Source organism: Salmonella sp. SJTUF15570, assembly GCF_043357055.1.
In the GTDB taxonomy this organism is placed as follows: Bacteria; Pseudomonadota; Gammaproteobacteria; order Enterobacterales; family Enterobacteriaceae; genus Salmonella; species Salmonella enterica.
The window spans coordinates 208,149-231,678 of sequence record NZ_JBEUKJ010000007.1; the positions used below are offsets into that span (position 1 = coordinate 208,149).

Genomic DNA, 23,530 nt, shown 5'->3' on the forward strand with positions numbered 1-23,530 from the left:
CCTTAGTGACAATTGCCCGCAGTGCCCGAACAACAGGAACTGACGTTTTTGCGGGTTGCCAGCAGTTCAATGTCTACACGGCTGCGGGCGCGGCGTAACAGGCTTAACACCACAACGTTAAAGACGATCACTGCCAGAATACAGATCAGGCTGTATGTCGGGTGTTGACTGAAGCTGGTAACCTGGTAGAACAGCGTGGCGAGCGAATAGGCGATATTCAGCCCCCACAGGATGGAGAAGCCCATCCAGCCGCGGCTGGACTCGCGGGCGATAGCGCCCATTACCGAGATACACGGTACGTAAAGCAGGACGAAAATCAGGTAACTGTACGCCGCCGCGGCGCTGCCGAATTTTTGATCCATCACGCCCATCGCGCCGGTCGCCATTTCGCCGTCGCCTTTACTCGCTTCGATCGGATTAGCCAGTACGCTCAGGCTAAAGGTGTCTTTCAGGCTTTGCCAGGTATCGTCAACCGCGCCCAGCAGTTCATCGCCGAGGTGAAAGTCGGCAGGATTAAACGCTTCGTCCTGAATATTTTCGGCGGTGTAGAGCGTGTTCAGCGTACCGACGACAACTTCTTTCGCCATGGCGCCCGTAAACAGACCCACGGTCGCTTGCCAGTTATCCTCATGGACGCCGATCGGTTTAAAGACTGGTGTGATGACCCGGCTTACAGAGGCGAGGGCGGAGTCATTAATGTTATCGACGATTTTGCCGCTCAGCGAGAAACTGTTAAACGCGCTCAGGAAAATACTCACGATGATAATGACTTTACCGGCGCGTAGTACAAAACCTTTCAGGCGTTGCCAGGTCTGGATGATCAGGCTCTTGATATGCGGTACGTGGTAAACCGGCAGCTCCATCACAAACGGAGAGGCTTCGCCGCGCATAATGGTATGTTTCAGCATCAGGCCGGTTAATACCGCCATGACAATACCCAGCACGTATAGCGAGAAGACCGCCAGCGCGCCGTTTTGCCCGAAGAAGGCGGCGGCAAAGACGGCGAAAATCGCCAGGCGCGCGCCACAGGACATAAACGGCGCCATCATGATGGTCATCAGGCGTTCGCGCGGAGCGTCAAGCGTGCGGGCGCCCATCACGGAAGGTACGTTACAGCCGAAGCCGACAATCAGCGGCACGAAGGATTTACCCGGTAGTCCCAGCGCCTGCATCAGGCGATCCATGACGAAGGCCGCGCGCGCCATATAACCGGAGTCTTCAAGGAAGGAGAGGAACAGGTACATCATCCCGATTTGCGGCACCAGCGGCAGGACGGTATTGATCCCGCCGCCAAGACCTTGCGCCAGGAAGATGGTTAACCAATCCGGGAAGTGCAGCGTGTAGCCAATCCATTGAATGCCATGAATAAAGATGGCGACGGAACCGGCATCAAACAGGGGTTGCAACGCGCCGCCGATGTTAATGGCGAGCAGGAACATCAGGTACATCACGAACAAAAAAATCGGTAAGCCGAGGAAGCGGTTCAGGATAATTTTATCGACCGCCCTGGTGAAGCGGCTGGGTTCGGCTGTCAGGGTATTACTTACCACGTCGCAAATAGCGGCGATACACTGGTAACGGGCGTCGGCGATATGCAGCGCCGGGTCGTCCATTTCGTCCTTCAGACGGGCCAGGGAGGTGTCCAGGTTTTGCGCCGCCTCGCCTGCGTAAGCCCGGCTGTAGATATCGCCCTCCAGCATTTGCAGACCCAGCCAGCGGCGCTGTTGTAAAGGCATCTCCTGGGCCATCGCGTCGGCCAGGAAATCCGCTTCGCGCAGCAGCGGCTGGGCATAATGCACCAGTTCGACGTTGTCGTTAGCGTTGTGACGGTCAATGGCCAGTTTCAGCGCCTCGATACCGCGGCCGCGAGTCGATACCAGCGGTACGACAGGGCAACCCAGACGCGTGGACAGAGCGTCGACATCAATACGAACCTGCTGTTTTTCGGCGATATCCAGCATGTTGAGCGCGACAATACAGGGGATACCCAGCTCCAGCAGTTGCAGCGTCAAATAGAGGTTGCGCTCCAGATTGGAGGCGTCCACAACGTTTATCAACAGGTCGGCGTCGCCGCTCAGGATGTAGTGGCAGGCGATCTGTTCGTCGAGAGAGGTTTGTGACGAGATGGTCGTCAGAGAATAGGTGCCGGGTAAATCTACCAGCGTGACCTGGTGGTCAGTTGTCGCGAACTGGCCCTCTTTACGCTCGACGGTGACGCCCGCCCAGTTCCCCACGCGCTGACGCGCGCCGGTGAGTTGGTTAAATAAGGTGGTCTTGCCGGAATTAGGATTACCAATTAAACCAATGGTTAATTTTTTCATTTTTATAGACTCACTGTATTAACAGGAAACCGCTTCCACTTCTATTAACGCCAAATCCTTTTTACGCAAAACCAGACTCACGCGTCGTGTTTCGATATGGATCGGATCGCCTAAGGGCGCGACGCGGACGACATTAAATGAAGAGCCGGGCAACATGCCGAGCGAAAGCAGTTTTTGACGATACGCCGGGCTGATTTCACGCGCAAAGCCGGTGATTTTCCACGCAGTGTCAGGAGTGAATTGCATACGACCTACTTGTTTCTTACTAACTGGATGTATACCTCATGCGGCGCTCAGGGGGGCGGCAGGAGACCCGATGTTTAGCCAACGAAGGAAAGAGTAAATAATCAACAACACAATGATAATGAGAATGGTTTCTATCTTCAACGATTAAAATGTGACGGAATGTACAAATAAGCGATAATTTGCGCCGATGTTGATATGGCTCAACATTTATTTGTCTTTTTGCAAATACCCCTAATGTGCAAATATCCACCGTTTTTAATGTTTAATTAAGGTTTCATCTGTTAATAAAGTGATAATTAATAGTGCAGATAGCAGAAGAAAATTAATTAACAGATTCTAATGGGTAAGATTTAATTGTTAATTAAAAAAGAAAGGGTTGGACGTATTGCAAAATCGCAGGCCGGATAAGAAGTAACCCGGCCTGCGTATTACCCGATTAGCGTTTTTTCCCCATTGCCGCTGCCAGCGCGTCCATCATGGCGCTGTTACCGGCTGGCTGGGCGTCACGACCGCGCGGTTTCGCCGCTTTTGACGCCGGGCGGTTGCCCTGCGCGCGATCGGCGCCGCCGCCGCGGCGAGCGGCGGTTTCGCCGGGCTGTTCGTCCAGACGCATCGTCAGCGCAATACGCTTACGTTGCAGATCCACTTCCAGCACTTTCACCTTCACGATGTCGCCAGCTTTTACCACGGTGTGTGGATCGTCGACGAACTTATTCGACAGGGAGGAGATATGCACCAGGCCATCCTGATGAACGCCGATATCGACAAACGCGCCGAAGTTAGTGACGTTAGTGACCGCCCCTTCCAGAATCATCCCCGGTAGCAGGTCGTTCATGGTTTCAACGCCATCGGCGAATTGCGCGGTTTTAAATTCAGGACGCGGGTCGCGGCCCGGTTTTTCCAGCTCTTTGATGATATCGCTCACGGTTGGCACGCCGAATTTATCGTCGGTAAAATCAGCGGCCTTGAGGTGACGCAATTCGTTGCTGTTGCCCATCAGATCTTTTAGCGCTTGCTGCGTCGCCGCCAGAATGCGTTCGACAACCGGATAGGCTTCCGGGTGGACGGTGGACGCATCCAGCGGGTTATCGCCGTGGTTAATACGCAGGAAGCCCGCGCACTGCTCAAACGCTTTCGGCCCCAGACGGCTCACCTTCAACAGTTGCTGGCGGTTCTGGAACTGACCGTTCTCATCGCGCCAGGCGACGATGTTTTGCGCCATCATGCGCGTTAAGCCTGCGACGCGGGTCAGCAGCGGCACGGAGGCGGTATTCAAATCGACGCCGACGGCGTTTACGCAGTCTTCGACCACCGCATCCAGCTTACGGGCCAACTGGGTCTGGCTGACATCGTGTTGATATTGGCCGACGCCGATCGATTTCGGATCGATTTTCACCAGTTCCGCCAGCGGATCCTGTAGACGACGCGCGATAGAGACCGCGCCGCGCAGGGAGACGTCGAGATCCGGAAACTCCTGCGCCGCCAGCTCAGAAGCGGAATACACGGACGCCCCCGCTTCGCTGACGATCACTTTCTGCGCCGTCACGTTCGGGAACTGTTTCTGTACGTCGAGATAGAAGCGTTCGGTTTCACGCGAGGCCGTACCGTTGCCAATCGCGACCAGTTCGACGTGGTATTTTTCGCACAACGCGGCGATCACGGTAGCCGCTTTGGCCGCCTGACCGGTATGCGGATAAATGGTATCCGTCGCCACCAGCTTGCCGGTGCCGTCAACGACAGCGACTTTTACGCCGGTACGCAGGCCAGGATCAAGGCCCATCGTGGCGCGCAGGCCTGCGGGGGCTGCCATCAGCAGGTCGTGCAGGTTACGCGCAAACACGTTAATCGCTTCGTCTTCCGCACGTTCGCGCACGGTGCCCATCAGTTCGGTTTCGAGGTGCATTAAGACTTTGATACGCCACGTCCAGCTCACTACGCCTTTGCGCCAGCTATCCGCCGGGGCGTTATTTAGCCGCAGGCCGAGATGGTCCATGATGATTTGCTCGCAGTAGCTTTCTTTTGGCGGCTCATCAAACTGTGGGTCGGAATTGAGCGAAAGTTGCAGAATGCCTTCGTTACGACCACGGAACATGGCCAGCGCACGGTGAGACGGGACGTTAGCAATGGGCTCATGATGGTCGAAATAGTCGCGGAATTTTGCCCCTTCTTCCTCTTTGCCGCTCACGACGGTGGCGACCAGATGGGCGTTCTTCCACAGGTAATCACGCACTTTCGCCAGCAATGCGGCGTCTTCGGCAAAGCGCTCCATCAGAATGTAGCGTGCGCCGTCGAGCGCGGCTTTCGTGTCCGCCACGCCTTTGTCGCCATCAATGTACTTTGCCGCTTCCACGTCAGGATCGTGGGACGGCTCGTTCCAGAGCAGATCGGCCAGCGGCTCAAGGCCGGCTTCAATGGCGATTTGTCCACGGGTGCGGCGTTTAGGTTTATAGGGCAGGTAGAGGTCTTCGAGCTCGGTCTTACTTAACGTAGCGTTGATGGCGCCAGCCAGCTCATCGGTCAGTTTGCCTTGTTCGGAAATGGACTTGAGGATGGCCTGACGCCTGTCTTCCAGCTCACGCAGATAGCCCAGACGCGTTTCCAGGTTACGCAACTGCGTGTCATCCAGACCGCCGGTGATTTCTTTACGATAACGTGCGATAAACGGCACGGTGTTCCCTTCGTCAAGCAGGCGAACGGCAGCTTCAACCTGTCCGGCATTTGCCTGGATTTCACCCGCAATAATGCGGCAGAAAGAATCATTCATCATGGGTTAGCTTCGTCTTCAGGATAAAAATCAGGGGATAGTTATACGGATTGGCTGGCAAAAATGCCAGCCATCAGCGGGGGCTTAGGATTCTTCTTGTCTTATTTGACGTATTCGATCGCATTGACGTACCAGTTTGCTTCGCCGACAGGGGTGTTGACCACCGCCAGATCGCCCACTTCTTTTTTCAGTAGCGCCCGCGCCATCGGCGAGTCGATAGAGATGTAATCCTTACGTCCGAAAATTTCATCGTAGCCGACAATGCGGAACTTCAGCGTATCGCCGTCATCATTTTCGATTTCCACCCAGGCGCCGAAGAAGACTTTGCCCTCCTGCTGCGGGGAATAATCCACGATTTTGAGATTTTCCATGCATTTGGTCAGATATCTGACGCGTCTGTCGATCTCACGCAGGCGCTTTTTATTATACTGATAGTCGGCATTCTCGCTGCGGTCGCCCAGACTCGCAGCCCAGGTCACTTTTTTGGTGACCTCCGGGCGCTCTTCACGCCAGAGATAATTGAGCTCTTGTTTGAGTGTTTCGTACCCTTCGCGGGTGATCAGGGGCGTTTTCATCTCGTTGATTTACCTTTGCTGTCGATATTGCGCACACGGGGTATAACGTGATCGTCCCGACAGAATAAATAATGGGGTTGCCGATTAATTGTATATTTAAGCTGCTGTTAAATATGCTTTGTAACAATTTAGCCTGAAATTCATACCAGAATTTGCTGGTGACTCACGTGAGCTTTTTTAAGAATACACACTTACATTTGTTGCGAACCTTTGGGAGTACAGACAATGCAAGAGAATTATAAGATTCTGGTGGTTGATGACGATATGCGTCTGCGGGCGCTACTGGAACGTTATCTGACCGAGCAGGGCTTCCAGGTTCGAAGCGTCGCTAACGCCGAGCAGATGGATCGTCTGCTGACCCGTGAATCTTTCCATCTCATGGTACTGGATTTAATGCTGCCAGGTGAAGATGGTCTGTCGATTTGTCGTCGCCTGCGTAGTCAAAGTAATCCAATGCCGATCATTATGGTCACGGCGAAGGGTGAAGAGGTTGACCGTATCGTCGGGCTGGAAATCGGCGCCGATGACTACATTCCTAAACCGTTTAACCCGCGCGAGCTGTTGGCGCGTATTCGCGCTGTGCTACGTCGTCAGGCAAACGAACTGCCCGGCGCGCCGTCGCAGGAAGAGGCCGTTATCGCGTTCGGTAAGTTTAAACTGAACCTCGGTACGCGCGAGATGTTCCGTGAAGATGAACCGATGCCGCTGACCAGCGGGGAGTTTGCGGTACTGAAAGCGTTAGTCAGCCATCCGCGCGAGCCGCTCTCTCGCGATAAGCTGATGAATCTGGCCCGTGGCCGCGAGTATTCCGCGATGGAACGCTCCATCGACGTCCAGATCTCCCGCCTGCGCCGTATGGTGGAAGAAGATCCGGCGCATCCGCGTTATATTCAGACCGTCTGGGGCCTGGGCTACGTCTTTGTACCGGACGGTTCTAAAGCATGAGGCGAATGCGCTTCTCGCCGCGAAGTTCATTTGCCCGCACGCTGTTGCTCATCGTCACCTTGCTGTTCGTCAGCCTGGTGACGACCTACCTGGTGGTGTTGAACTTCGCGATTTTGCCGAGCCTCCAGCAGTTTAATAAGGTTCTGGCTTACGAAGTCCGTATGCTGATGACCGATAAGCTGCAACTGGAGGACGGCACGCAGTTAGTCGTGCCGCCTGCGTTTCGCCGGGAAATCTATCGCGAGCTGGGGATCTCTCTCTACACCAACGAAGCCGCTGAAGAGGCCGGGCTGCGTTGGGCGCAACACTACGAATTCTTAAGCCACCAGATGGCGCAGCAATTAGGCGGCCCGACGGAAGTGCGCGTTGAGGTCAACAAAAGCTCGCCTGTCGTGTGGCTCAAAACCTGGCTGTCGCCCAATATCTGGGTGCGCGTGCCGCTGACCGAGATTCATCAGGGCGATTTTTCTCCGCTTTTCCGTTACACGCTGGCGATCATGCTCCTGGCGATAGGCGGCGCGTGGCTGTTTATTCGTATACAGAATCGACCGTTAGTGGATCTTGAACATGCCGCCTTGCAGGTAGGGAAGGGAATTATTCCGCCGCCGCTGCGTGAATATGGCGCCTCTGAGGTGCGCTCTGTGACCCGGGCGTTTAACCATATGGCAGCCGGCGTGAAGCAATTGGCCGATGACCGTACGCTATTGATGGCGGGCGTCAGCCACGACTTGCGCACGCCGCTGACCCGTATTCGTCTGGCGACGGAGATGATGGGCGAGGAAGACGGCTATCTCGCGGAGTCGATCAATAAAGACATCGAAGAGTGTAACGCCATTATCGAACAGTTTATTGACTATCTGCGTACCGGTCAGGAAATGCCAATGGAGATGGCGGATCTCAATTCCGTACTGGGCGAGGTGATTGCGGCGGAAAGCGGCTATGAGCGTGAGATTAACACTGCGCTTCAGGCAGGCAGTATCCAGGTGAAAATGCACCCGCTCTCGATTAAGCGCGCGGTGGCGAATATGGTGGTCAATGCTGCCCGCTATGGCAACGGCTGGATTAAGGTCAGCAGCGGCACCGAGTCGCATCGCGCCTGGTTCCAGGTAGAAGATGACGGGCCGGGCATTAAGCCGGAGCAGCGTAAACATCTGTTCCAGCCTTTTGTGCGCGGCGACAGCGCCCGTAGCACCAGCGGTACAGGGCTGGGGCTGGCGATTGTGCAGCGCATTATCGATAACCATAACGGGATGCTGGAGATTGGCACCAGCGAGCGTGGCGGCTTGTCAATTCGCGCCTGGCTGCCGGTTCCTGTGGCTCGCGTCCAGGGGACGACAAAAGAGGCATAGGAAAGGGAGGTATTACCCTCCCTTTCTTCTTAACGCCGGATGACGCAATTCAAAGCCGCCATCCGGCCTGTTCCTTACAGCTTCGGTCCGGCGCTAACCAGCGCTTCGCCTGCCGGGGTATCCGTATACTTCTCGAAGTTCTCAATGAACAGTTTCGCCAGCGCGGTGGCTTTTTCCTGCCATTGTTCCGGCGACGCGTAGGTGTTACGCGGGTCGAGAATGTGGGTATCCACGCCTGGCAGTTCAGTCGGGATCGCCAGATCGAACAGCGGCAGACGGAAGGTTTCCGCGTTATCAAGAGAACCGTTCAGAATGGCGTCGATAATTGCGCGCGTATCTTTGATGGAGATACGTTTGCCGGTGCCATTCCAGCCGGTGTTAACCAGATAAGCCTGCGCGCCTGCTGCCTGCATACGTTTCACCAGCACCTCAGCATACTGCGTCGGGTGCAGCGTCAGGAACGCGGCGCCGAAGCAGGCGGAGAAGGTGGGGGTCGGTTCGGTGACGCCGCGTTCGGTGCCGGCCAGTTTAGCGGTGAAACCTGACAGGAAGTGGTACTGCGTCTGGTTAGCGGTTAAACGGGAAACCGGCGGCAACACGCCGAAGGCGTCCGCCGTCAGGAAGATAACTTTGGTGGCGTGACCTGCTTTGGACACGGGCTTAACGATGTTATCGATATGATAGATCGGGTAAGAGACGCGGGTGTTTTCGGTTTTGGAACCATCGTCGAAATCAACGGTGCCGTCTTCGCGCACGGTGACGTTTTCCAGCAGCGCATCACGGCGAATCGCATGATAAATTTCTGGCTCCGCTTCTTTCGACAGTTTGATGGTTTTGGCGTAGCAGCCGCCTTCAAAATTGAACACGCCGTCGTCATCCCAACCGTGCTCATCATCGCCAATCAGACGACGTTTCGGGTCGGTGGACAGAGTGGTTTTTCCGGTACCGGAAAGGCCGAAGAAGACCGCGACATCGCCTTTTTCACCCACGTTGGCGGAACAGTGCATTGAGGCGATACCTTTGAGCGGCAGCAGGTAGTTCATTACCGAGAACATCCCTTTTTTCATTTCGCCGCCGTACCAGGTGCCGCCAATAAGCTGAATACGTTCAGTCAGGTTGAACGCCACGAAGTTTTCCGAGTTCAGTCCTTGCTCTTTCCACTGCGGGTTGGTGCACTTCGCGCCGTTCATGACAATAAAGTCAGGTTTGAAGCCTACCAGCTCTTCGTCCGTTGGGCGAATGAACATATTTTTAACGAAGTGGGCCTGCCAGGCGACTTCCGTAATAAAGCGCACGGAAAGACGCGTATCGGCATTTGCGCCGCAGAACGCATCAACAATGAATAAGCGTTTACCAGAAAGCTGATGCGTCACCAGACCTTTCAGGTGTTGCCAGGTTTCCTGGGAAAGCGGCTTATTATCGTTTTTACCTTTACCCTTATCGGACCACCACAGCGTATCACGCGTGGTGTCGTCGCGAACAATATACTTATCCTTAGGCGAACGACCGGTAAAAATACCGGTATCAACGGCAACAGCGCCCAGGTTAGTTAACACGCCACGCTCATAGCCTTCCAGACCAGGATTAAGTTCTTCCTGATAAAGGGTGTCGTAGCTGGGATTGTAAACGATATCCTGGACGTCGTTGATACCATAAGCCTTGAGATCTTGCGGGGTTAAATTGTTAACGCGCATATCACTGCTCCTTAGCCAATATATATTACCGAAAATAGTAAGGTTTTTTGAGGTTGGTTAACCGCGACAAGGCTCATAGATTTACGTATCTGGACAAAATCACGATTGACGAAAAACACTGTGACTCCTGTCACGCAGCGGCGGTTATTATGGCAGGAAACCTACTTTTGTTGTGGAAAATGTTCTGAAAACGTTAAAAGGAAGTGTTTTTGACCGACATAATGTGACTGTAATCGCATTCATGTAGGAAAGTTACGTAACACCAACATTAACAATATCGATTCACCTCTCTGCGTTTTTTTCTGAATTATGCATGACGACGCCTGGCGGTGAACAGATGATGCAATAATGCGGCTTTCTCATCATTCTGGATAACGACATGGAAAGTGTAGCGCTTTCACGTACTACTCGCTGGGGGATGTTGCTCACCGGTTTGCTGCAGGGCGTCTTGTGCTACCTGCTGATGGCCTGGCTGGTACCACAAAATAGCGACTGGCTGTTCTATGGTATGCCTGCGACGATAGCGTTGTCGTCAATGCTATTGCTTACCGTGGTCTCTTTTAAACAGCGCGCGCTGTGGGGCTGGCTGGGGCTGATCTTTGTGGTCGTGCTGGCAATGAGCGGCTGGCTGAAATGGCAGGTTGAGGCGGTGGAGAAATGGCGCCTGGCCGAGCTCCTCTGGCTGTATGGTCTCCGGCTTGTGTTGATGGCGATGCTGGTATTACCCTGGATGCAATATCAGTTACATTCGCAAACCGGTTCGGCGCGTTATCCCCAGTTTTATCTGCGGTTATGGCATAACGTACTGACATTGTTTATCGTCCTGGTCGCTAACGGACTGTTCTGGCTGGTGCTTCTGCTCTGGAGCGCGCTATTCAGGCTGGTGGGCATCCGCTTTTTCAGCACCCTTTTCTTTGAAACTGAAGCCTTTATTTATGTGACCATCGGCCTGATTACGGCGCTGGCGGTCATTCTCGCCCGCACGCAGTCGCGCCTTGTGGCGGCGGTGCAAAAGCTGCTGACGCTGATCGCGACGGGGTTACTGCCGGTGGTGTCGCTGCTGGCATTGCTGTTTATTGTGACGTTACCCTTTACCGGACTGGAGGCGATTTCTGCGCGTGTTTCCGCTGCGGGGCTGCTATCCACGCTGACGCTGATGCTGCTGCTCCTCGTGGCGATTGTCAACGAACCGCAAAAGCGCGTATTACCCTATCCGCGCGTATTACGCGGTTTGATTAGCGCCTCGCTGTGCGTTGCCCCGATATATATGCTGCTGGCGGGCTGGGCGCTATGGGTACGCATTCAGCAATACGGCTGGACGCCGGATCGTTTGTATGGCGCGCTGACGGTGTCTGTCTTGCTGGTATGGTCCTTCGGTTATCTAATCGGTCTGTTACGCCGCGGACGCGACCCTGGTGAGTGGCAAGGCAAGGTGATACTGAGCGTCTCTTTGCTGACGCTGGTGATATTGCTGTTGCTGGCCTCGCCTGTACTTGATGTCTGGCGTATTAGCGTCAACAGCCATATGGCGCGTTACCATAGCGGTAAAATTACTGCGGATCAGATCAGCCTGTATATGCTGGATCACAGCGGCAAACCTGGCCAGGAAGCGCTGAAATCGTTGCGGGATGACGAGGCGTTTACGCAGAACAGAAAGCGCAATCGTGAACTGATGACGTTTTTGCAGAGAAATAAGGTCGCTCCGACGGCGGACGATTTAGCGCGGGTGGTGATGATTGCACCCGGTAGCCAGAAGCCGGATGCCGCATTTTGGGCGTTTGTCAAAGAGCAGAGTTATTCGGACGATTCCTGCCTTGAACCGGATGCCTGCGTGCTGGTGAGTCAGGATCTTAACGGTGACGGTCAGCCTGAGCAGGTGCTGTATAACTTTATTGTTGCCGAGAGCCAGGTCTACGGCTTAAAAGAGGGGAAATGGACGCAGAAAGCGTTCGCCCGATTGCCGGACGGGTTTTCTAAGACGCAACTGTTGCACGCGATTGCCGGGCATCAGTTAGACTCAGCCCCCAAAGCCTGGCGCGATATCATTGTTGATGGTAAGCGGTTGGATGTGGATTACTACAACGAGTAAGCTTTTTGCCGGATGGCGGCATAAATGCCTTATCCGGCCTACGGAGCGGGATGCTGTAGGCCAGATAAGCGCAGCGCCATCAGGCAATGACGTTGCCGACTACGAGGCGATTAATGAACCTGTGGATCGGCAGGAGAGGCGTTGTTACGGATCTCCGCGATATCCATCGCATTGAACAGGTAATGATTGCCGCAGTAATCGCAGTGCATATCGATTTCGCCTTCTTCCGCCAGAATGCTGTCCACTTCTTCATCCGGCAATGTTTTCAGCGCGCCCGCGCAACGTTCGCGTGAACAGGTGCATTTGAATTCAACATTTTGCGGATCGTAGAGCGTGACTTCTTCTTCGTGATACAAACGCCACAGCACGTCATTTGCCGGTAACGTCAGCAGCTCTTCGCTTTTAATGGTTTCCGTCAACATAGCCAGATGGTCGAAATCCTCCGCCTGCGCGTTCTGTGCCGGCATCACCTGAAGCAACATTCCACCTGCCGCCGGTTTACCGTCGACATCGCCGGTACGGATAAACAGGCGCGTCGGCAACTGCTCGGAGCGCAGGAAGTAATCTTCCAGGCACGCCGCCAGAGTATCGCCTTCCAGACCCACCACGCCCTGATAGCGTTCACCCTCTTCCGGCGTAATGGTGATCACCAGATAGCCGTTGCCAACCAGCGTTTTGAGATCCGCATTGTCAGGGATATCGCCCTGAACGCGAGCCACGCCGCGCATCTGCTGCTGATTATTGCCATTGATCACCGCCAGGCTTAACGGCCCGTCGCCCTGGAGCTGTACCGTAATGTCACCGGCAAACTTCAGCGTCGCGGTCAGCAGGCTAGTGGCGACCAGCAGTTCGGCCAGTACGGTTTTCACCGGCTGCGGGTAGGTATGATTGTCGAGGATCTGTTGCAAGGTTTCCGAAACGGTCACCAGCTCGCCGCGAACGGCAAAGTTTTCAAACAGATAACGATGTAATTGGTCATGTTGCGGCATAATCATCTCTCTTGCGGGTGACAGTTATTCGCTGTCGCCGTGTTTAAATCGTAACAGGTCGCGGCGCTCTTTCTTGTCCGGTCGCCTGTCCGGATGCGGCATGGTCAGGGCGTTAAGCTTGCGCGCCTGCGCCATTTTTTCGCGTTTTTCCACGCTTTCCGCCGTCTCTTCATACAGAGCGGCGGCTTCGCTGGCCGGACGGCGCTGTTCGGTGATGGCTTTAACGATCACCGTCCGTTCGTCATTTCCCTGACGCAGGGTAAGGGTTGCGTTCAGCTCGACGATTTTGCTCGGCTTACTGCGCTGGCCGTTGTAATGCACCTTACCGCCTTCAATCATCTCGCGGGCCAGCGCGCGGGTTTTATAAAAACGCGCGGCCCACAGCCATTTATCCAGTCTGACCTCAACGGAGGACTTTTCTTTCATGGCGTCTCCTTCACTTCAGCGAGGGGATCAGACGGCGGTAATCGTTCAGGGACGGATGGCGCGTATATTGCTTTTCCGCCAGGCCGGAATCGGGATTCGTCACGCCAAGACAGTAGCGAATACCAAACCGGGCGGCGGCGTCGAGAATCGGTTCGCTGTCATCGATAAACAGCGTTTTCTCTGCGCTTATTCCCGTTTCCTCAGTGACAGCGCGCCATAACCGCTGATCCTCTTTGGGATAACCAAATGTGTGGGTGGAAAGTAATAAATCAAGGTGTGAGGCCAGACCGGTATGCTCCAGCTTCACCGCCAGGTTATGTGGATGCGCATTGGTGAGCAGAATCCGACGTTTTCCGCTGGCTTTTAACGCATTCAGAAACGGTACGGTATCGTCGCGCAAAACGGCGCGCGGCCCTTGCGCCGTCGTCATGGCGCAAATATCCAGACCCAGACGCTCGCTCCAGTAATCCAGACAGTACCAGTTTAGCGTATGCTGTACGGCATGATACTGCTGGCGAATATATTCCTGCGCGTCCTGCGGCGAAATACCCTGCTGCGCGCCGTAGGTTTCCGGTACCAGCTTTTGCCAGAAATAGTTATCGAACGCGAGATCGAGCAGCGTGCCGTCCATATCCAGCAAAACGGTATCCACGTTTTGCCAGTCAATATCAATATGCATGGGGAACTCCAGGGTAACGCAATTTGCGCGACAGGGTAGCATACCCTGTCGCACGGCGGCGCTATCAGATGAGATTTTCCGGAGAGACGGTTAACCTGGGATTGAGGCAGCTTTCATAGTATTCCTGGATGTCCGCCATACGGGTACGGTGGCGTTGATAACGCCTGAACGCCTGAATGCCGTTGTAGACCGCGCTCACTATCATTGCCAGCATCAGCAGCGTGGTGCCGAGGTAACGCCACCAGCCGGATTTATCGGGGATACGATGCAGGCTGATATGCTGCGTGCCGTTGGCATCGGTATACACGCTGGTGACAATGCCCTCGGCGCTAAATGGCGTCTGCATGAGCGTTTGCGCCAGACGCTGGAAGGCGCTCCACTGTTCCTGCGCGGGATAGTCATACAGCGGCGTTGACGGCCAGGCCTGATCAACCAGTTCGCTACCTTCATCGCTGGCGATCAGGAATCCGCCGGGAGCGGGGCTATTCAGCGACTGGGCGGCACGCGCGGTCTCGCGAGAAATAAACGGCGCCGTTGAGGTCGTGACCAGATTTTCCAGCGACTCTGCGCTTACGGGGCGTAGCAGCACGTTGACGCCGTCCAGTTTGCCAGCGTTCGCGCGTTTCACCAGCGCGTTCCAGTCCTTACTGTTACCGAGATTAACCAGCGCATTTTTCAGACGCACGCACTCGTCTTCCGCCGCGCACAAATCAGCGGTTTTCAGAACAATATCGCCAAAGTCATCTAATAATACCATGCCCGATTTTTGGATCGCGGAGCGTAAAGATGCGCTGACGCGCGAGTCGTCTTCGGGTTTTGGATGGAGCTGACGATTTACCGCCTGGCTTAGCGCCATCGCTTTATTCACCAGGTCTGATTCCGGTAGCGGTAACGCAGGCGCGTCATTCCAGATGATTTGCGAGCAATCGAACGGCATAAACGGTGAGTTAGACTGGCCGCTCCAGGTCGCGCCGGAATGAATATTACACATTCCTTTACCGCTCAGGTGCAGCGTATCGCCCACCCGCACGCCAGCTTTTTCAAGCTGTTTTACCGTTGTCGCTTCAATGGTTTGCGCGCCTTTCATCCACGATAGCGTGAACTTGATTGGCATATCCAGCGGGATCCAGAACAGCAGCATAAACAACACCAGCAGCGAACCGATAGCAATAACAGTGCTGCGTAACCAGTGCTGCAACGGGAAGTTTTTCACTTCATCATGCAGGGATAAAAACCGGCCCTGGCGCGCGACATGGCGATCAAGGTAAATATCAATATCCGTTTGTTGCCCAAGATCCTGCGTAATGTAGGGTTGCCAGTGGGCAGGGTAAATAAGGTCGATGATGCCCAGCGAAATATTGTTAATCTGCTCCTGATTATTCTCCCCAAACAGTCCCCAGCGGCGGGGCGTTCCCCGCAGACAGTGAATTTCCCGCAGCGCACTTTTCGACGGCGGCGCAAAAAGTCCCCAAAGTCCGGCTGCCAGCAGCAGGATAGCGCCGCCTATCATCCACGGTACAAAAACGTCTGGCGTTATCAGACAGAAAAAGAATAACAAAAAGGAGGCGACGATTAACAACGCTTCGCGCAAGCCAGCCGGGCGGCTGAGCGCATATTCTTCGTGGGTCTCCTGACGGATATTCAACAGCTCAATCTGCTCGCTCTCTTCGCCGCGAATCGACGCCTGCGTAGAGGCCGTATTCTGTAGCGCGTAGCCGCGCGACTCCTGCATATACTCTTGCAGCGTATGGCCGTTTAAAGAGATCACCAGCGGCAGCGTATCCGTGAGGATCAGCTCAACGTTGTTTTCATCATTGATGTACTGTTCCCAGAAAGGCGGCAGATGGACTTCGACGGAGTCGAGGTAGTAGCGCCATTTATTAGGATCGTCAGTGGTAATGCCGTAGCGGGTGATGGAGTGGGTCAGTATCACGACACTGTTGCTTTCCGCGTTCAGCGTCAGCGAGATGGGCGCAGCACTGGCGCCTGTCGGCCCCGGAACTTGCTGGATCTGGCTAAGGTTATCGAGATAGTTTTCTACCGCGCTGCGCTCTTCGGGCAACAGTTTACGCGTTTGCGCGTCCTGAAAGGCGCTGATCCACGGTAAACTCCCTCGTCTGGACTTTACCCGGAACCGCCATATTGCCAGTAGAGAGCAGGCCAGCAAAGCAGCTATAAAAATCAGAATGGTGCTCATGCTTTCCCCATCTTACTAAGTCTGTCAGGCGTGGTCAGTCGCACCCTGTCCAATAAACATTTTTCTGTGGTTGGCTATCGGCAAGCGTGGAGTTGAACTTGAGCATTGTAAAGCGCATCCCAGTGAAGGCAAATCATAGCAATACCACCAAAAACGGAATATCAGCAAATTCCTGGAGTTATTTCAACCTATTGACTTTTAATTTGAAATAAGAATTAATTTTTATTACGTTACATAAATGTAAATAAACGGCAATTCGCATTGCCGAAACCGTGCGGTATGTCGCACAATGACCACAGATTACACTGCAAAGATTCTCACAATGAGCAAATCATTACAAAAACCCACCATTCTGAAAGTGGAAACCGTCGCACAATCCCGACTGTTTAACGTAGAAAGCGTGGATCTGGAGTTCAGCAACGGCGTGCGTCGCGTGTATGAACGTATGCGACCATCAACCCGTGAGGCGGTAATGATTGTGCCGATCGTTGATGAGCATCTGATTCTTATTCGTGAGTATGCGGTGGGAACCGAATCCTATGAGCTGGGCTTCTCGAAAGGATTGATCGACCCGGGCGAGACCGTTTTTGAAGCGGCGAACCGGGAGCTCAAAGAAGAGGTCGGGTTTGGCGCGTATAACCTGACCTTCTTAAAAAAACTCAGCATGGCGCCCTCTTATTTTTCCAGCAAAATGAATATCGTGGTGGCGGAAGATCTCTATCCGGAGTCGCTGGAAGGCGACGAGCCTGAGCCATTGCCGCAGGTACGCTGGCCGCTGGCGCATTTAATGGATCTGCTGGAAGACCCCGATTTTAACGAGGCCCGCAACGTCAGCGCGCTGTTTCTGGTACGCGAGTGGTTGAAAGCGCAGGGCCGAATTGCCTGATGGCGCGGCGTTGATCAAGCCAACGGAAAGTTTGTCTCCCCGTTCGCCGTCATCCGCTAAACACAATAAAAAAGGCGCCGGAGCGCCTTTTTTGATCAGAACAGTTCGTGTGTTTCACCATTATCAATAATGGTGGTTCCCACCTCGTGTACCGCCTGTTGTGTCGGCTGCGTGCCTTCGATGAAATACTCTTCACGGCTGTTACCGCCGCTCGCCAGTTGTCCGGTACTGCGGTCGATATTCACCGTGACGATGCCCGGCGGCGGCGTTAGCGGCTGTTCCGGCACGCCTTCCAGTACGGCTTTCATATAGGTGTCCCATGCAGGTTGCGCGCTCTTCGCGCCGCCCTCATAGCCGGAGATTTGATCTTTGATCGCGCCGGAAGCGGTAGTGCGGCCTAAATCACGGCGGTGATCGTCAAAGCCGATCCATACGGAAGTGACGACGCCAGGACCATAGCCGGAGAACCATGCGTCTTTCGAGCTGTTGGTCGTACCGGTTTTGCCGCCGATATCGCGACGTTTAAGGTCACGCGCCGCACGCCAGCCGGTACCCATCCAGCCGGGTTCGCCGAAGATATTGGTGTTCAACGCGCTTTTAATCAGAAACGCCAGCGGTGTATTGATCACATGCGGCGCGTACTCCTGCGTGCCGTTTTGCGCGACCAGCTCCTGGTTTGCCTGTTCCAGCTCAGGCATCGGTACGGCGCTGTTTTGCTGCTCTTGCGAAACCGCGACCTCTTCCACATTGGTGTTTTCCAGCACGTCGGATTTCTGCGTATTGCCGTAAATGACCGGGATATCGCACTCCGGGCAGGCGATTTTCGGTTTCGCTTCGAAGATCACGCCGCCCTGATCGTTCTCAATCTTGCTGATGAAATACGGGTCGATCAGGAAACCGCCGTTCGCCATCACCGCATAACCGCGCGCAACCTGCATCGGCGTGAAGGAGGCGGAGCCCAGCGCCAGCGATTCGGTATGCACGATATTCTGCGCCGGGAAGCCGAAGCGTTGCAGATATTCCGCCGCATAGTCGACGCCCATGGCGCGCATGGCGCGTACCATCACCACGTTTTTCGACTGCCCCAGCCCCTGGCGTAAACGAATCGGTCCGGCGTACTGCGGCGGAGAGTTTTTCGGACGCCAGTCTGAACCGGCCCCGGCGTCCCAGCGGGAAATCGGCACATCGTTGAGCATACTGGCGAGCGTTAGCCCTTTATCCATTGCGGCGGTGTAGAGGAACGGTTTGATGTTCGACCCCACCTGACGCAGAGCTTGCGTCGCGCGGTTAAATTTACTCTGATTAAAATCGAAACCGCCGACCAGCGCCAGTACCGCGCCTGTTTGCGGGTTAAGCGAAACCAGCGCGGAGTTCACTTCCGGTACCTGCGCCAGCCACCAGTCGTTATCCACCTGACGAACCCAGATTTGCTGACCTGTCTGGACGACATCGGTAACTTTACGCGGCGTCGGCCCCTGCTGTGTATCCGAGCGGTAAGGTCGCGCCCAACGCATTCCTTCCATATGTAGCGAAACGGACGTACCGTCGGCAAGCGCAGCGGTCGCCTCTTGCGGATTAGCGCTGGTGACCACGGCGGGAAGCAGCGGTCCGTAGGTCGGCAACGCTTTCAACGTATCGGTAATTTTTTTACTGTCCCACGCTGTTTCGCCCACTTTCCATAGCACATTCGCCGGGCCGCGATAACCGTGGCGCATGTCATAGTCCAGCACGTTATTACGCACCGCCTGTTGCGCGGCCTGCTGCACTTTGCGGGTGATGGTCGTGTAAATACGATAACCATCTTCGTAAGCGCTTTCGCCATAACGGTTATACATTTCCTGGCGCACCATTTCCGACAGATAAGGCGCGGAGAAGGCGATTTCCGGCGCGTGATAATTTGCGTCGATAGGTTCGCTACGGGCCTGATCGTACTGCGCCTGAGTGATATATCCCTCGCTTAACATTCGCGAAAGCACTACGTTACGGCGCGCTATCGCCCGATCCATCGAGTAGAGCGGGTTAAAGGTAGAAGGCGCTTTAGGTAGCCCGGCGATAACCGCCATTTCGCTTAGACTAAGCTGGTCGACCGTCTTACCAAAGTAGACCTGTGCCGCCGCGCCAACGCCATAGGCGCGGTAGCCGAGATAGATCTTGTTCAGATAGAGTTCGAGGATCTCATTTTTATTCAGCAACTGCTCAATACGAATCGCCAGAAACGCTTCCTTGATCTTGCGCATCAGCGTGCGTTCGGGGCTAAGGAAGAAGTTTCGCGCCAGTTGCTGGGTAATGGTACTTGCTCCCTGCGATGCGTGACCGGAGAAGAGCGCGACGCTGGCCGCACGGAAAATACCTACCGGGTCAATGCCGTGATGCTCATAAAAGCGGCTATCTTCGGTGGCGATAAAGGCGTTGATCATTTCCGGCGGAATTTGAGCGAGCGTAACGGGAATACGACGTTTTTCGCCATATTGCGCGATAAGTTCGCCATCCGCGCTGTAAACCTGCATCGGAATTTGCAAACGCACATCTTTCAATGTCGCGACGTCAGGTAGCTGTGGCTCAATATAGCGATAAAGGCCATAAATCGAGCCTGCTCCCAGCAGGATGCAACATACTGCAAGGATCAATAAATACTTTACGAACTTCACTGGAGATTTCCCATTTAGTGTCATTTGGGCAGTTTATAAACAAACGCGCGGTAGTATAAAGGCAAGCCAGACGCATTGATATACCCGTTAACGCGACGGGTGATAAGGAGATCGACCGTTATGGCTTTTAAAACCTGGCAAATAGGATTGCATATTCAGCAGCATGAAGCGCTGGCCATCGCCGTTATTCGCGGCGCATCGGGCTGGTCCCTGCAACGTTGGTGGCGACTGCCGCTGATGAACGCCTCCACGGCAGAGGGTACGATTCCTGACCCGCAATCGCTGGCTCACGTACTGCGACCCTGGAGCCGCGAGCTGCCGCTACGTCACCGTATTTATCTCTCTTTTCCCGCAAATCGGACATTGCAACGCGCTTTTCCACATCCGCCGATGCGTCTGCGGGAACGTGAGCAAGTCGCATGGCTTTCACAAACGATGGCGCGTGAGCTGGATATGGATCCGGACTTATTGCGTTTCGACTTTCAGGACGATGCGCTGAGCCCCGCGTTCAACGTTACCGCCGTGCAAAGCAAAGAAATTTCAGAGCTGTTAACGCTGGCGCAAACGCTCAATGTGCGCATCGCTGCTGTAACGCCCGATGCCTGCGCGTTACAGCGCTTGCTGCCGTTTATACCTTCGGGGCGGCAATGTCTGGTCTGGCGCGATGAGAGCCAGTGGCTGTGGGCGACGCGCTATGCGTGGGGACGTAAATCGGCGCGCGATGCGACGACGCTGCATGACCTTGCCGCGACGTTATCCGTCGTGCCGGAACATATTTCGTTATGCGCCGAAGGCGAATTCGACCCCTGGCGCGCCGTTACCGTCCGCCAACCGCCGGTTCCGCCGGACGGTTATCGCTTTGCGATTGCGCTGGGTTTAGCCATAGGGGAGATACGCTGATGGCGCATTCTGTCAATTTGCTCCCCTGGCGGCGCCAACATTACGTAGCGCGTCTGCGGCTGTGGTGCGTGGTATGGGGCGCGTCCCTGCTGCTGATAGCAAGCCTCGCGACGATCGCCCGGTTGGTTTTTTGGCAGGAGGGGAGGATTAATGAACTGCTACTGACGGCGGAAAACGGACGCACGACGGCACTTGCGGCGAACATACCGCAGTTGCAGCAGCGTCAGCGACAGCAACAGGCGCGATTACAACGTCAGGCGCAGCGTGAACTGACGCAAGCCTGGCAATCTATCTTGACTGACCTTGCCAGCCTGTTGCCAGAGCAGGCATGGCTGACAAGCCTCAATTATCAGCAAGAGACGCTAGAGCTGGAAGGGCTGGCGAGAACGTTTGACGCCCTGCTCACGCTTGAAACATCGCTTCGTCACTATGTCAGTTTTCCGCTAAACCGCACGGGCGCCACGCGGCAGGATGCGCAAGGGCGCTGGCAGTTCCATTATCAGTTAACGAGGAGCGCCGCCCGTGAACGCGCTCTTTGATATCTGGTACGGGATGTCGCGCTGTGGTCGGGTTTTTTGTTGGTGTGCAGGCGTGCTGTGCCTGACGCTGACGGTTGCGTTATCTGTGGGCTATCCCGGCTGGAAAACGCTGGATACGCAACATGCGCGGTTAAGCCAGCAGCGCGAGGCCGCCCGGCAACAGTGGCGTCATCTGCGCCGTCTGAGCGTCGCGGCTGAACCGCTTTTCGGGGGCACCGTTGAAAATCCGCGTCCTTTTTCGCCGTTAGATTTCCAGGCGCCTCCCCTGCGTTTGCTGCACTGGCAGCCATCGGCGCAGGGGGGAGAAATGGCGCTGAAAACGTCCTGGGATGCGGTGCCGTCGCTGTTTGTCCGGTTGGCCGAAAGCGAGATGAGCGTAAGTCGGTTTTCATTGCGTAGAGAGGGGGCGGAATTATTGATAACGCTGCAACTGGAGCGCCTGGCGAATGAAGGTTAGCCGCGGTGTATTGCTCTGTTTTTGTTTGCTGACGTTGACGGGAATGCGCGATCCCTTCCGCCCGCCGGAAGATCGCTGCCGGATAGCGGAACTCTCGCAGTGGCGGTATCAGGGCGCGGTGCGTAAAGGCGAGCGATGGACAGGCATTCTTAAAGACAGCCAGCAAAAATGGCGGCGAGTGGAAGAAGGGCAGACGCTGGAAAACGGTTGGACGATTGTCCGCCTGACGGCGGAAGCCTTAACGTTAACGACCGGTAAAAATTGTGCGCCGCCGCAGTGGCGGTGGCTACGTCAGGGAGCGGACAATGAAGCGATGGATAGCCATAATACTGATAGCCTTGATGCCCGCCGCGCAGGCGGGAAAAGCGGCGAAAGTGACGCTGGTGGTTGACGACGTCCCTGTGGTGCAGGTTTTGCAGGCTTTAGCCGAGCAGGAGCGGCAGAATCTGGTGGTGTCGCCGGACGTCAGCGGGACATTATCGCTACATCTGACGGATGTGCCGTGGAAACAGGCGCTACAGACGGTGGTCAATAGCGCGGGGCTGGTGCTGCGTCAGGAGGGGAATATTTTCCATGTTCATTCACAGGCCTGGCAGAAAGAACACAGTGCGCGGCAGGATGCCGAGCGGTTAAGGCTTCAGGCTAATTTACCGCTGGAAAACCGCAGCATTAGCCTGCAATACGCCGATGCCGCCGAACTGGCGAAAGCGGGCGAGAAACTCCTGAGCGCGAAGGGAACCATCATGGTAGATAAGCGCACCAACCGCCTGCTGTTGCGCGATAACCGCGCGGCCCTGGCGGAGCTGGAAAAATGGGTATCGCAAATGGATCTGCCGGTGGCGCAGGTGGAGCTGGCGGCGCATATCGTCACCATTAACGAAAAGAGTCTACGGGAACTGGGCGTAAAGTGGACGCTGGCTGACGCGAAGCAAGCGGGCGCGGTGGGTGACGTGACGACGCTTTCCAGTGATTTATCCGTCGCCGCCGCCACCTCACGCGTCGGGTTTAACATCGGGCGCATTAACGGACGCTTGCTGGATCTGGAGCTGTCAGCGCTGGAGCAAAAGCAGCAGTTGGATATTATCGCCAGCCCCCGGCTGCTGGCTTCCCATCTGCAGCCAGCCAGTATCAAGCAAGGCAGCGAAATTCCTTATCAGGTTTCCAGCGGCGAAAGCGGCGCGACCTCCGTGGAATTTAAAGAAGCGGTGCTGGGAATGGAGGTGACGCCCACCGTTTTGCAAAAAGGGCGCATCCGCCTGAAGTTACATATCAGCCAGAATGTCCCCGGTCAGGTACTACAACAGGCTGACGGCGAAGTGCTGGCGATAGATAAACAGGAAATTGAAACGCAGGTAGAGGTAAAAAGCGGCGAGACGCTGGCGCTGGGCGGTATTTTTTCGCGAAAAAATAAATCGGGTAGCGATAGCGTGCCGCTATTGGGGGATATTCCCTGGCTTGGTCAGCTCTTCCGCCATGACGGCAAAGAGGACGAGCGACGCGAATTAGTGGTGTTTATCACCCCCAGACTGGTGGCGACAGAATAATTTATGCATAAAAAAGCGCTGTTTTTGCACTGAACGCATCTGCGGGATTTGACGTGCGGATGTATTTAGCATACAAGGAGTACCGATTTGAGAGTCGTGCTTTTCGTTGCTTACGCATTGATTAATGCGCTTTGCCTTGCCGAAGGTGTGCATAAGACCGATGATAAACGGCTGAATGTCCGCTGATGCAGACGTATTGGTTCTGCGGATTGCGCACAATTGTTTGAAAGTAGAGCAATTTGTAGGCCGGATATGTTGTTCTGGTCGCCATCCGGCAACGCT

General features: G+C 54.9%; 19 protein-coding genes. 9 read left to right on the plus strand and 10 right to left on the minus strand.

Features of this window, described 5'->3' with window-relative positions; genetic code table 11:
* Positions 1 to 2: 2 nt before the first annotated feature.
* From feoB to greB, 4 genes are all read right to left on the minus strand, one after another.
* Entirely contained in the window at positions 3 to 2,321 is a 2,319-nt protein-coding gene (gene feoB / locus ABVN44_RS16020) for a Fe(2+) transporter permease subunit FeoB (RefSeq protein WP_000736973.1), read from the minus strand.
* A gap of 18 nt (positions 2,322 to 2,339) precedes the next feature.
* Positions 2,340 to 2,567 carry a ferrous iron transporter A gene (feoA, locus tag ABVN44_RS16025; protein WP_001160955.1) on the minus strand — a complete coding sequence of 76 codons (228 nt, stop codon included), beginning with the start codon at positions 2,565 to 2,567 and terminating at the stop codon, positions 2,340 to 2,342.
* Between the two features lie 436 nt (positions 2,568 to 3,003).
* Positions 3,004 to 5,334, minus strand: coding sequence for a Tex family protein (locus tag ABVN44_RS16030; protein WP_023231795.1), 2,331 nt, complete (start codon positions 5,332 to 5,334; stop codon positions 3,004 to 3,006).
* 98 nt (positions 5,335 to 5,432) lie between these two features.
* Positions 5,433 to 5,906, minus strand: coding sequence for a transcription elongation factor GreB (gene greB / locus ABVN44_RS16035; protein ID WP_000856695.1), 474 nt, complete (start codon positions 5,904 to 5,906; stop codon positions 5,433 to 5,435).
* Positions 5,907 to 6,131: 225 nt separating this feature from the next.
* On the opposite strand from greB, the gene ompR reads away from it, so the two are divergent.
* Together ompR and envZ are read left to right on the plus strand one after the other, a co-directional pair.
* A complete protein-coding gene (ompR, locus tag ABVN44_RS16040; protein ID WP_001157751.1) occupies positions 6,132 to 6,851 on the plus strand; it encodes a two-component system response regulator OmpR in 720 nt (239 codons plus the stop codon).
* Positions 6,848 to 8,200: a two-component system sensor histidine kinase EnvZ gene (gene envZ, locus ABVN44_RS16045; RefSeq protein ID WP_001253818.1), complete on the plus strand. Its 1,353-nt coding sequence runs from the start codon at positions 6,848 to 6,850 to the stop codon at positions 8,198 to 8,200. Before ompR ends, envZ begins: the two co-directional genes overlap by 4 nt.
* 74 nt (positions 8,201 to 8,274) lie before the next feature.
* Here the strand turns inward: envZ and pckA are convergent, their stop codons facing one another.
* Positions 8,275 to 9,894, minus strand: a complete 1,620-nt coding sequence (gene pckA / locus ABVN44_RS16050) for a phosphoenolpyruvate carboxykinase (ATP) (protein ID WP_001265689.1) — start codon at positions 9,892 to 9,894, stop codon at positions 8,275 to 8,277.
* A gap of 379 nt (positions 9,895 to 10,273) precedes the next feature.
* On the opposite strand from pckA, the gene ABVN44_RS16055 reads away from it, so the two are divergent.
* Positions 10,274 to 11,983: a DUF4153 domain-containing protein gene (locus ABVN44_RS16055; RefSeq protein WP_021294262.1), complete on the plus strand. Its 1,710-nt coding sequence runs from the start codon at positions 10,274 to 10,276 to the stop codon at positions 11,981 to 11,983.
* A gap of 110 nt (positions 11,984 to 12,093) precedes the next feature.
* On the opposite strand, the gene hslO is transcribed toward ABVN44_RS16055, so the two are convergent.
* The 4 genes from hslO to igaA all read right to left on the minus strand — a co-directional run bounded on the left by hslO (position 12,094) and on the right by igaA (position 16,274).
* The gene (gene hslO / locus ABVN44_RS16060) at positions 12,094 to 12,972 is read right to left on the minus strand and encodes an Hsp33 family molecular chaperone HslO (RefSeq protein WP_001673738.1); all 879 of its coding nucleotides are present in this window, start codon (positions 12,970 to 12,972) and stop codon (positions 12,094 to 12,096) included.
* Between the two features lie 24 nt (positions 12,973 to 12,996).
* Positions 12,997 to 13,398, minus strand: a complete 402-nt coding sequence (gene hslR, locus ABVN44_RS16065) for a ribosome-associated heat shock protein Hsp15 (RefSeq protein ID WP_000660719.1) — start codon at positions 13,396 to 13,398, stop codon at positions 12,997 to 12,999.
* 10 nt (positions 13,399 to 13,408) lie between these two features.
* Positions 13,409 to 14,077: a GMP/IMP nucleotidase gene (gene yrfG / locus ABVN44_RS16070; RefSeq protein ID WP_023193854.1), complete on the minus strand. Its 669-nt coding sequence runs from the start codon at positions 14,075 to 14,077 to the stop codon at positions 13,409 to 13,411.
* A gap of 64 nt (positions 14,078 to 14,141) precedes the next feature.
* Positions 14,142 to 16,274, minus strand: a complete 2,133-nt coding sequence (igaA, locus tag ABVN44_RS16075) for an intracellular growth attenuator protein IgaA (protein ID WP_000104092.1) — start codon at positions 16,272 to 16,274, stop codon at positions 14,142 to 14,144.
* Between the two features lie 322 nt (positions 16,275 to 16,596).
* Here igaA and nudE point away from each other — a divergent pair, with 322 nt between their 5' ends.
* On the plus strand, positions 16,597 to 17,160 hold the full coding sequence (nudE, locus tag ABVN44_RS16080; protein WP_023176215.1) for an ADP compounds hydrolase NudE: 564 nt from the start codon (positions 16,597 to 16,599) through the stop codon (positions 17,158 to 17,160).
* A 95-nt stretch (positions 17,161 to 17,255) separates the two neighbouring features.
* On the opposite strand, the gene mrcA is transcribed toward nudE, so the two are convergent.
* Positions 17,256 to 19,808, minus strand: coding sequence for a peptidoglycan glycosyltransferase/peptidoglycan DD-transpeptidase MrcA (gene mrcA / locus ABVN44_RS16085; RefSeq protein WP_393954299.1), 2,553 nt, complete (start codon positions 19,806 to 19,808; stop codon positions 17,256 to 17,258).
* Between the two features lie 120 nt (positions 19,809 to 19,928).
* On the opposite strand from mrcA, the gene ABVN44_RS16090 reads away from it, so the two are divergent.
* Genes ABVN44_RS16090 through hofQ form a run of 5 tightly spaced genes read left to right on the plus strand, consistent with a single transcriptional unit; the run spans position 19,929 to position 23,248 of the window.
* The gene (locus ABVN44_RS16090; RefSeq protein WP_023202839.1) at positions 19,929 to 20,708 is read left to right on the plus strand and encodes a hypothetical protein; all 780 of its coding nucleotides are present in this window, start codon (positions 19,929 to 19,931) and stop codon (positions 20,706 to 20,708) included.
* Positions 20,708 to 21,247, plus strand: a complete 540-nt coding sequence (locus tag ABVN44_RS16095) for a PilN domain-containing protein (protein WP_023232581.1) — start codon at positions 20,708 to 20,710, stop codon at positions 21,245 to 21,247. The genes ABVN44_RS16090 and ABVN44_RS16095 overlap by 1 nt, the downstream gene beginning before the upstream one ends.
* Complete coding sequence (locus tag ABVN44_RS16100; protein WP_023232580.1) at positions 21,231 to 21,704, plus strand: hypothetical protein; 474 nt, start codon at positions 21,231 to 21,233, stop codon at positions 21,702 to 21,704. Before ABVN44_RS16095 ends, ABVN44_RS16100 begins: the two co-directional genes overlap by 17 nt.
* Positions 21,694 to 22,095 carry a HofP DNA utilization family protein gene (locus tag ABVN44_RS16105; RefSeq protein WP_000868832.1) on the plus strand — a complete coding sequence of 134 codons (402 nt, stop codon included), beginning with the start codon at positions 21,694 to 21,696 and terminating at the stop codon, positions 22,093 to 22,095. Before ABVN44_RS16100 ends, ABVN44_RS16105 begins: the two co-directional genes overlap by 11 nt.
* Positions 22,010 to 23,248 (plus strand): DNA uptake porin HofQ, encoded by a 1,239-nt coding sequence (hofQ, locus tag ABVN44_RS16110; protein WP_023232579.1) that lies wholly within the window; start codon positions 22,010 to 22,012, stop codon positions 23,246 to 23,248. The genes ABVN44_RS16105 and hofQ overlap by 86 nt, the downstream gene beginning before the upstream one ends.
* The last annotated feature ends 282 nt before the right edge of the window (positions 23,249 to 23,530 follow it).

What these genes read in the sequence shown, in the direction of transcription:
- yrfG (WP_023193854.1), bottom strand. Translation starts at nt 14,077, where the DNA reads ATGCATATTGATATTGACTGGCAAAACGTGGATACCGTTTTGCTGGAT.
- ABVN44_RS16095 (WP_023232581.1), top strand. Translation starts at nt 20,708, where the DNA reads ATGGCGCATTCTGTCAATTTGCTCCCCTGGCGGCGCCAACATTACGTA.
- envZ (WP_001253818.1), top strand. Translation starts at nt 6,848, where the DNA reads ATGAGGCGAATGCGCTTCTCGCCGCGAAGTTCATTTGCCCGCACGCTG.
- ompR (WP_001157751.1), top strand. Translation starts at nt 6,132, where the DNA reads ATGCAAGAGAATTATAAGATTCTGGTGGTTGATGACGATATGCGTCTG.
- ABVN44_RS16030 (WP_023231795.1), bottom strand. Translation starts at nt 5,334, where the DNA reads ATGATGAATGATTCTTTCTGCCGCATTATTGCGGGTGAAATCCAGGCA.
- greB (WP_000856695.1), bottom strand. Translation starts at nt 5,906, where the DNA reads ATGAAAACGCCCCTGATCACCCGCGAAGGGTACGAAACACTCAAACAA.
- feoA (WP_001160955.1), bottom strand. Translation starts at nt 2,567, where the DNA reads ATGCAATTCACTCCTGACACTGCGTGGAAAATCACCGGCTTTGCGCGT.
- feoB (WP_000736973.1), bottom strand. Translation starts at nt 2,321, where the DNA reads ATGAAAAAATTAACCATTGGTTTAATTGGTAATCCTAATTCCGGCAAG.
- ABVN44_RS16105 (WP_000868832.1), top strand. Translation starts at nt 21,694, where the DNA reads ATGAAGGTTAGCCGCGGTGTATTGCTCTGTTTTTGTTTGCTGACGTTG.
- ABVN44_RS16055 (WP_021294262.1), top strand. Translation starts at nt 10,274, where the DNA reads ATGGAAAGTGTAGCGCTTTCACGTACTACTCGCTGGGGGATGTTGCTC.
- hslR (WP_000660719.1), bottom strand. Translation starts at nt 13,398, where the DNA reads ATGAAAGAAAAGTCCTCCGTTGAGGTCAGACTGGATAAATGGCTGTGG.
- hofQ (WP_023232579.1), top strand. Translation starts at nt 22,010, where the DNA reads ATGAAGCGATGGATAGCCATAATACTGATAGCCTTGATGCCCGCCGCG.
- igaA (WP_000104092.1), bottom strand. Translation starts at nt 16,274, where the DNA reads ATGAGCACCATTCTGATTTTTATAGCTGCTTTGCTGGCCTGCTCTCTA.
- nudE (WP_023176215.1), top strand. Translation starts at nt 16,597, where the DNA reads ATGAGCAAATCATTACAAAAACCCACCATTCTGAAAGTGGAAACCGTC.
- hslO (WP_001673738.1), bottom strand. Translation starts at nt 12,972, where the DNA reads ATGCCGCAACATGACCAATTACATCGTTATCTGTTTGAAAACTTTGCC.
- ABVN44_RS16090 (WP_023202839.1), top strand. Translation starts at nt 19,929, where the DNA reads ATGGCTTTTAAAACCTGGCAAATAGGATTGCATATTCAGCAGCATGAA.
- pckA (WP_001265689.1), bottom strand. Translation starts at nt 9,894, where the DNA reads ATGCGCGTTAACAATTTAACCCCGCAAGATCTCAAGGCTTATGGTATC.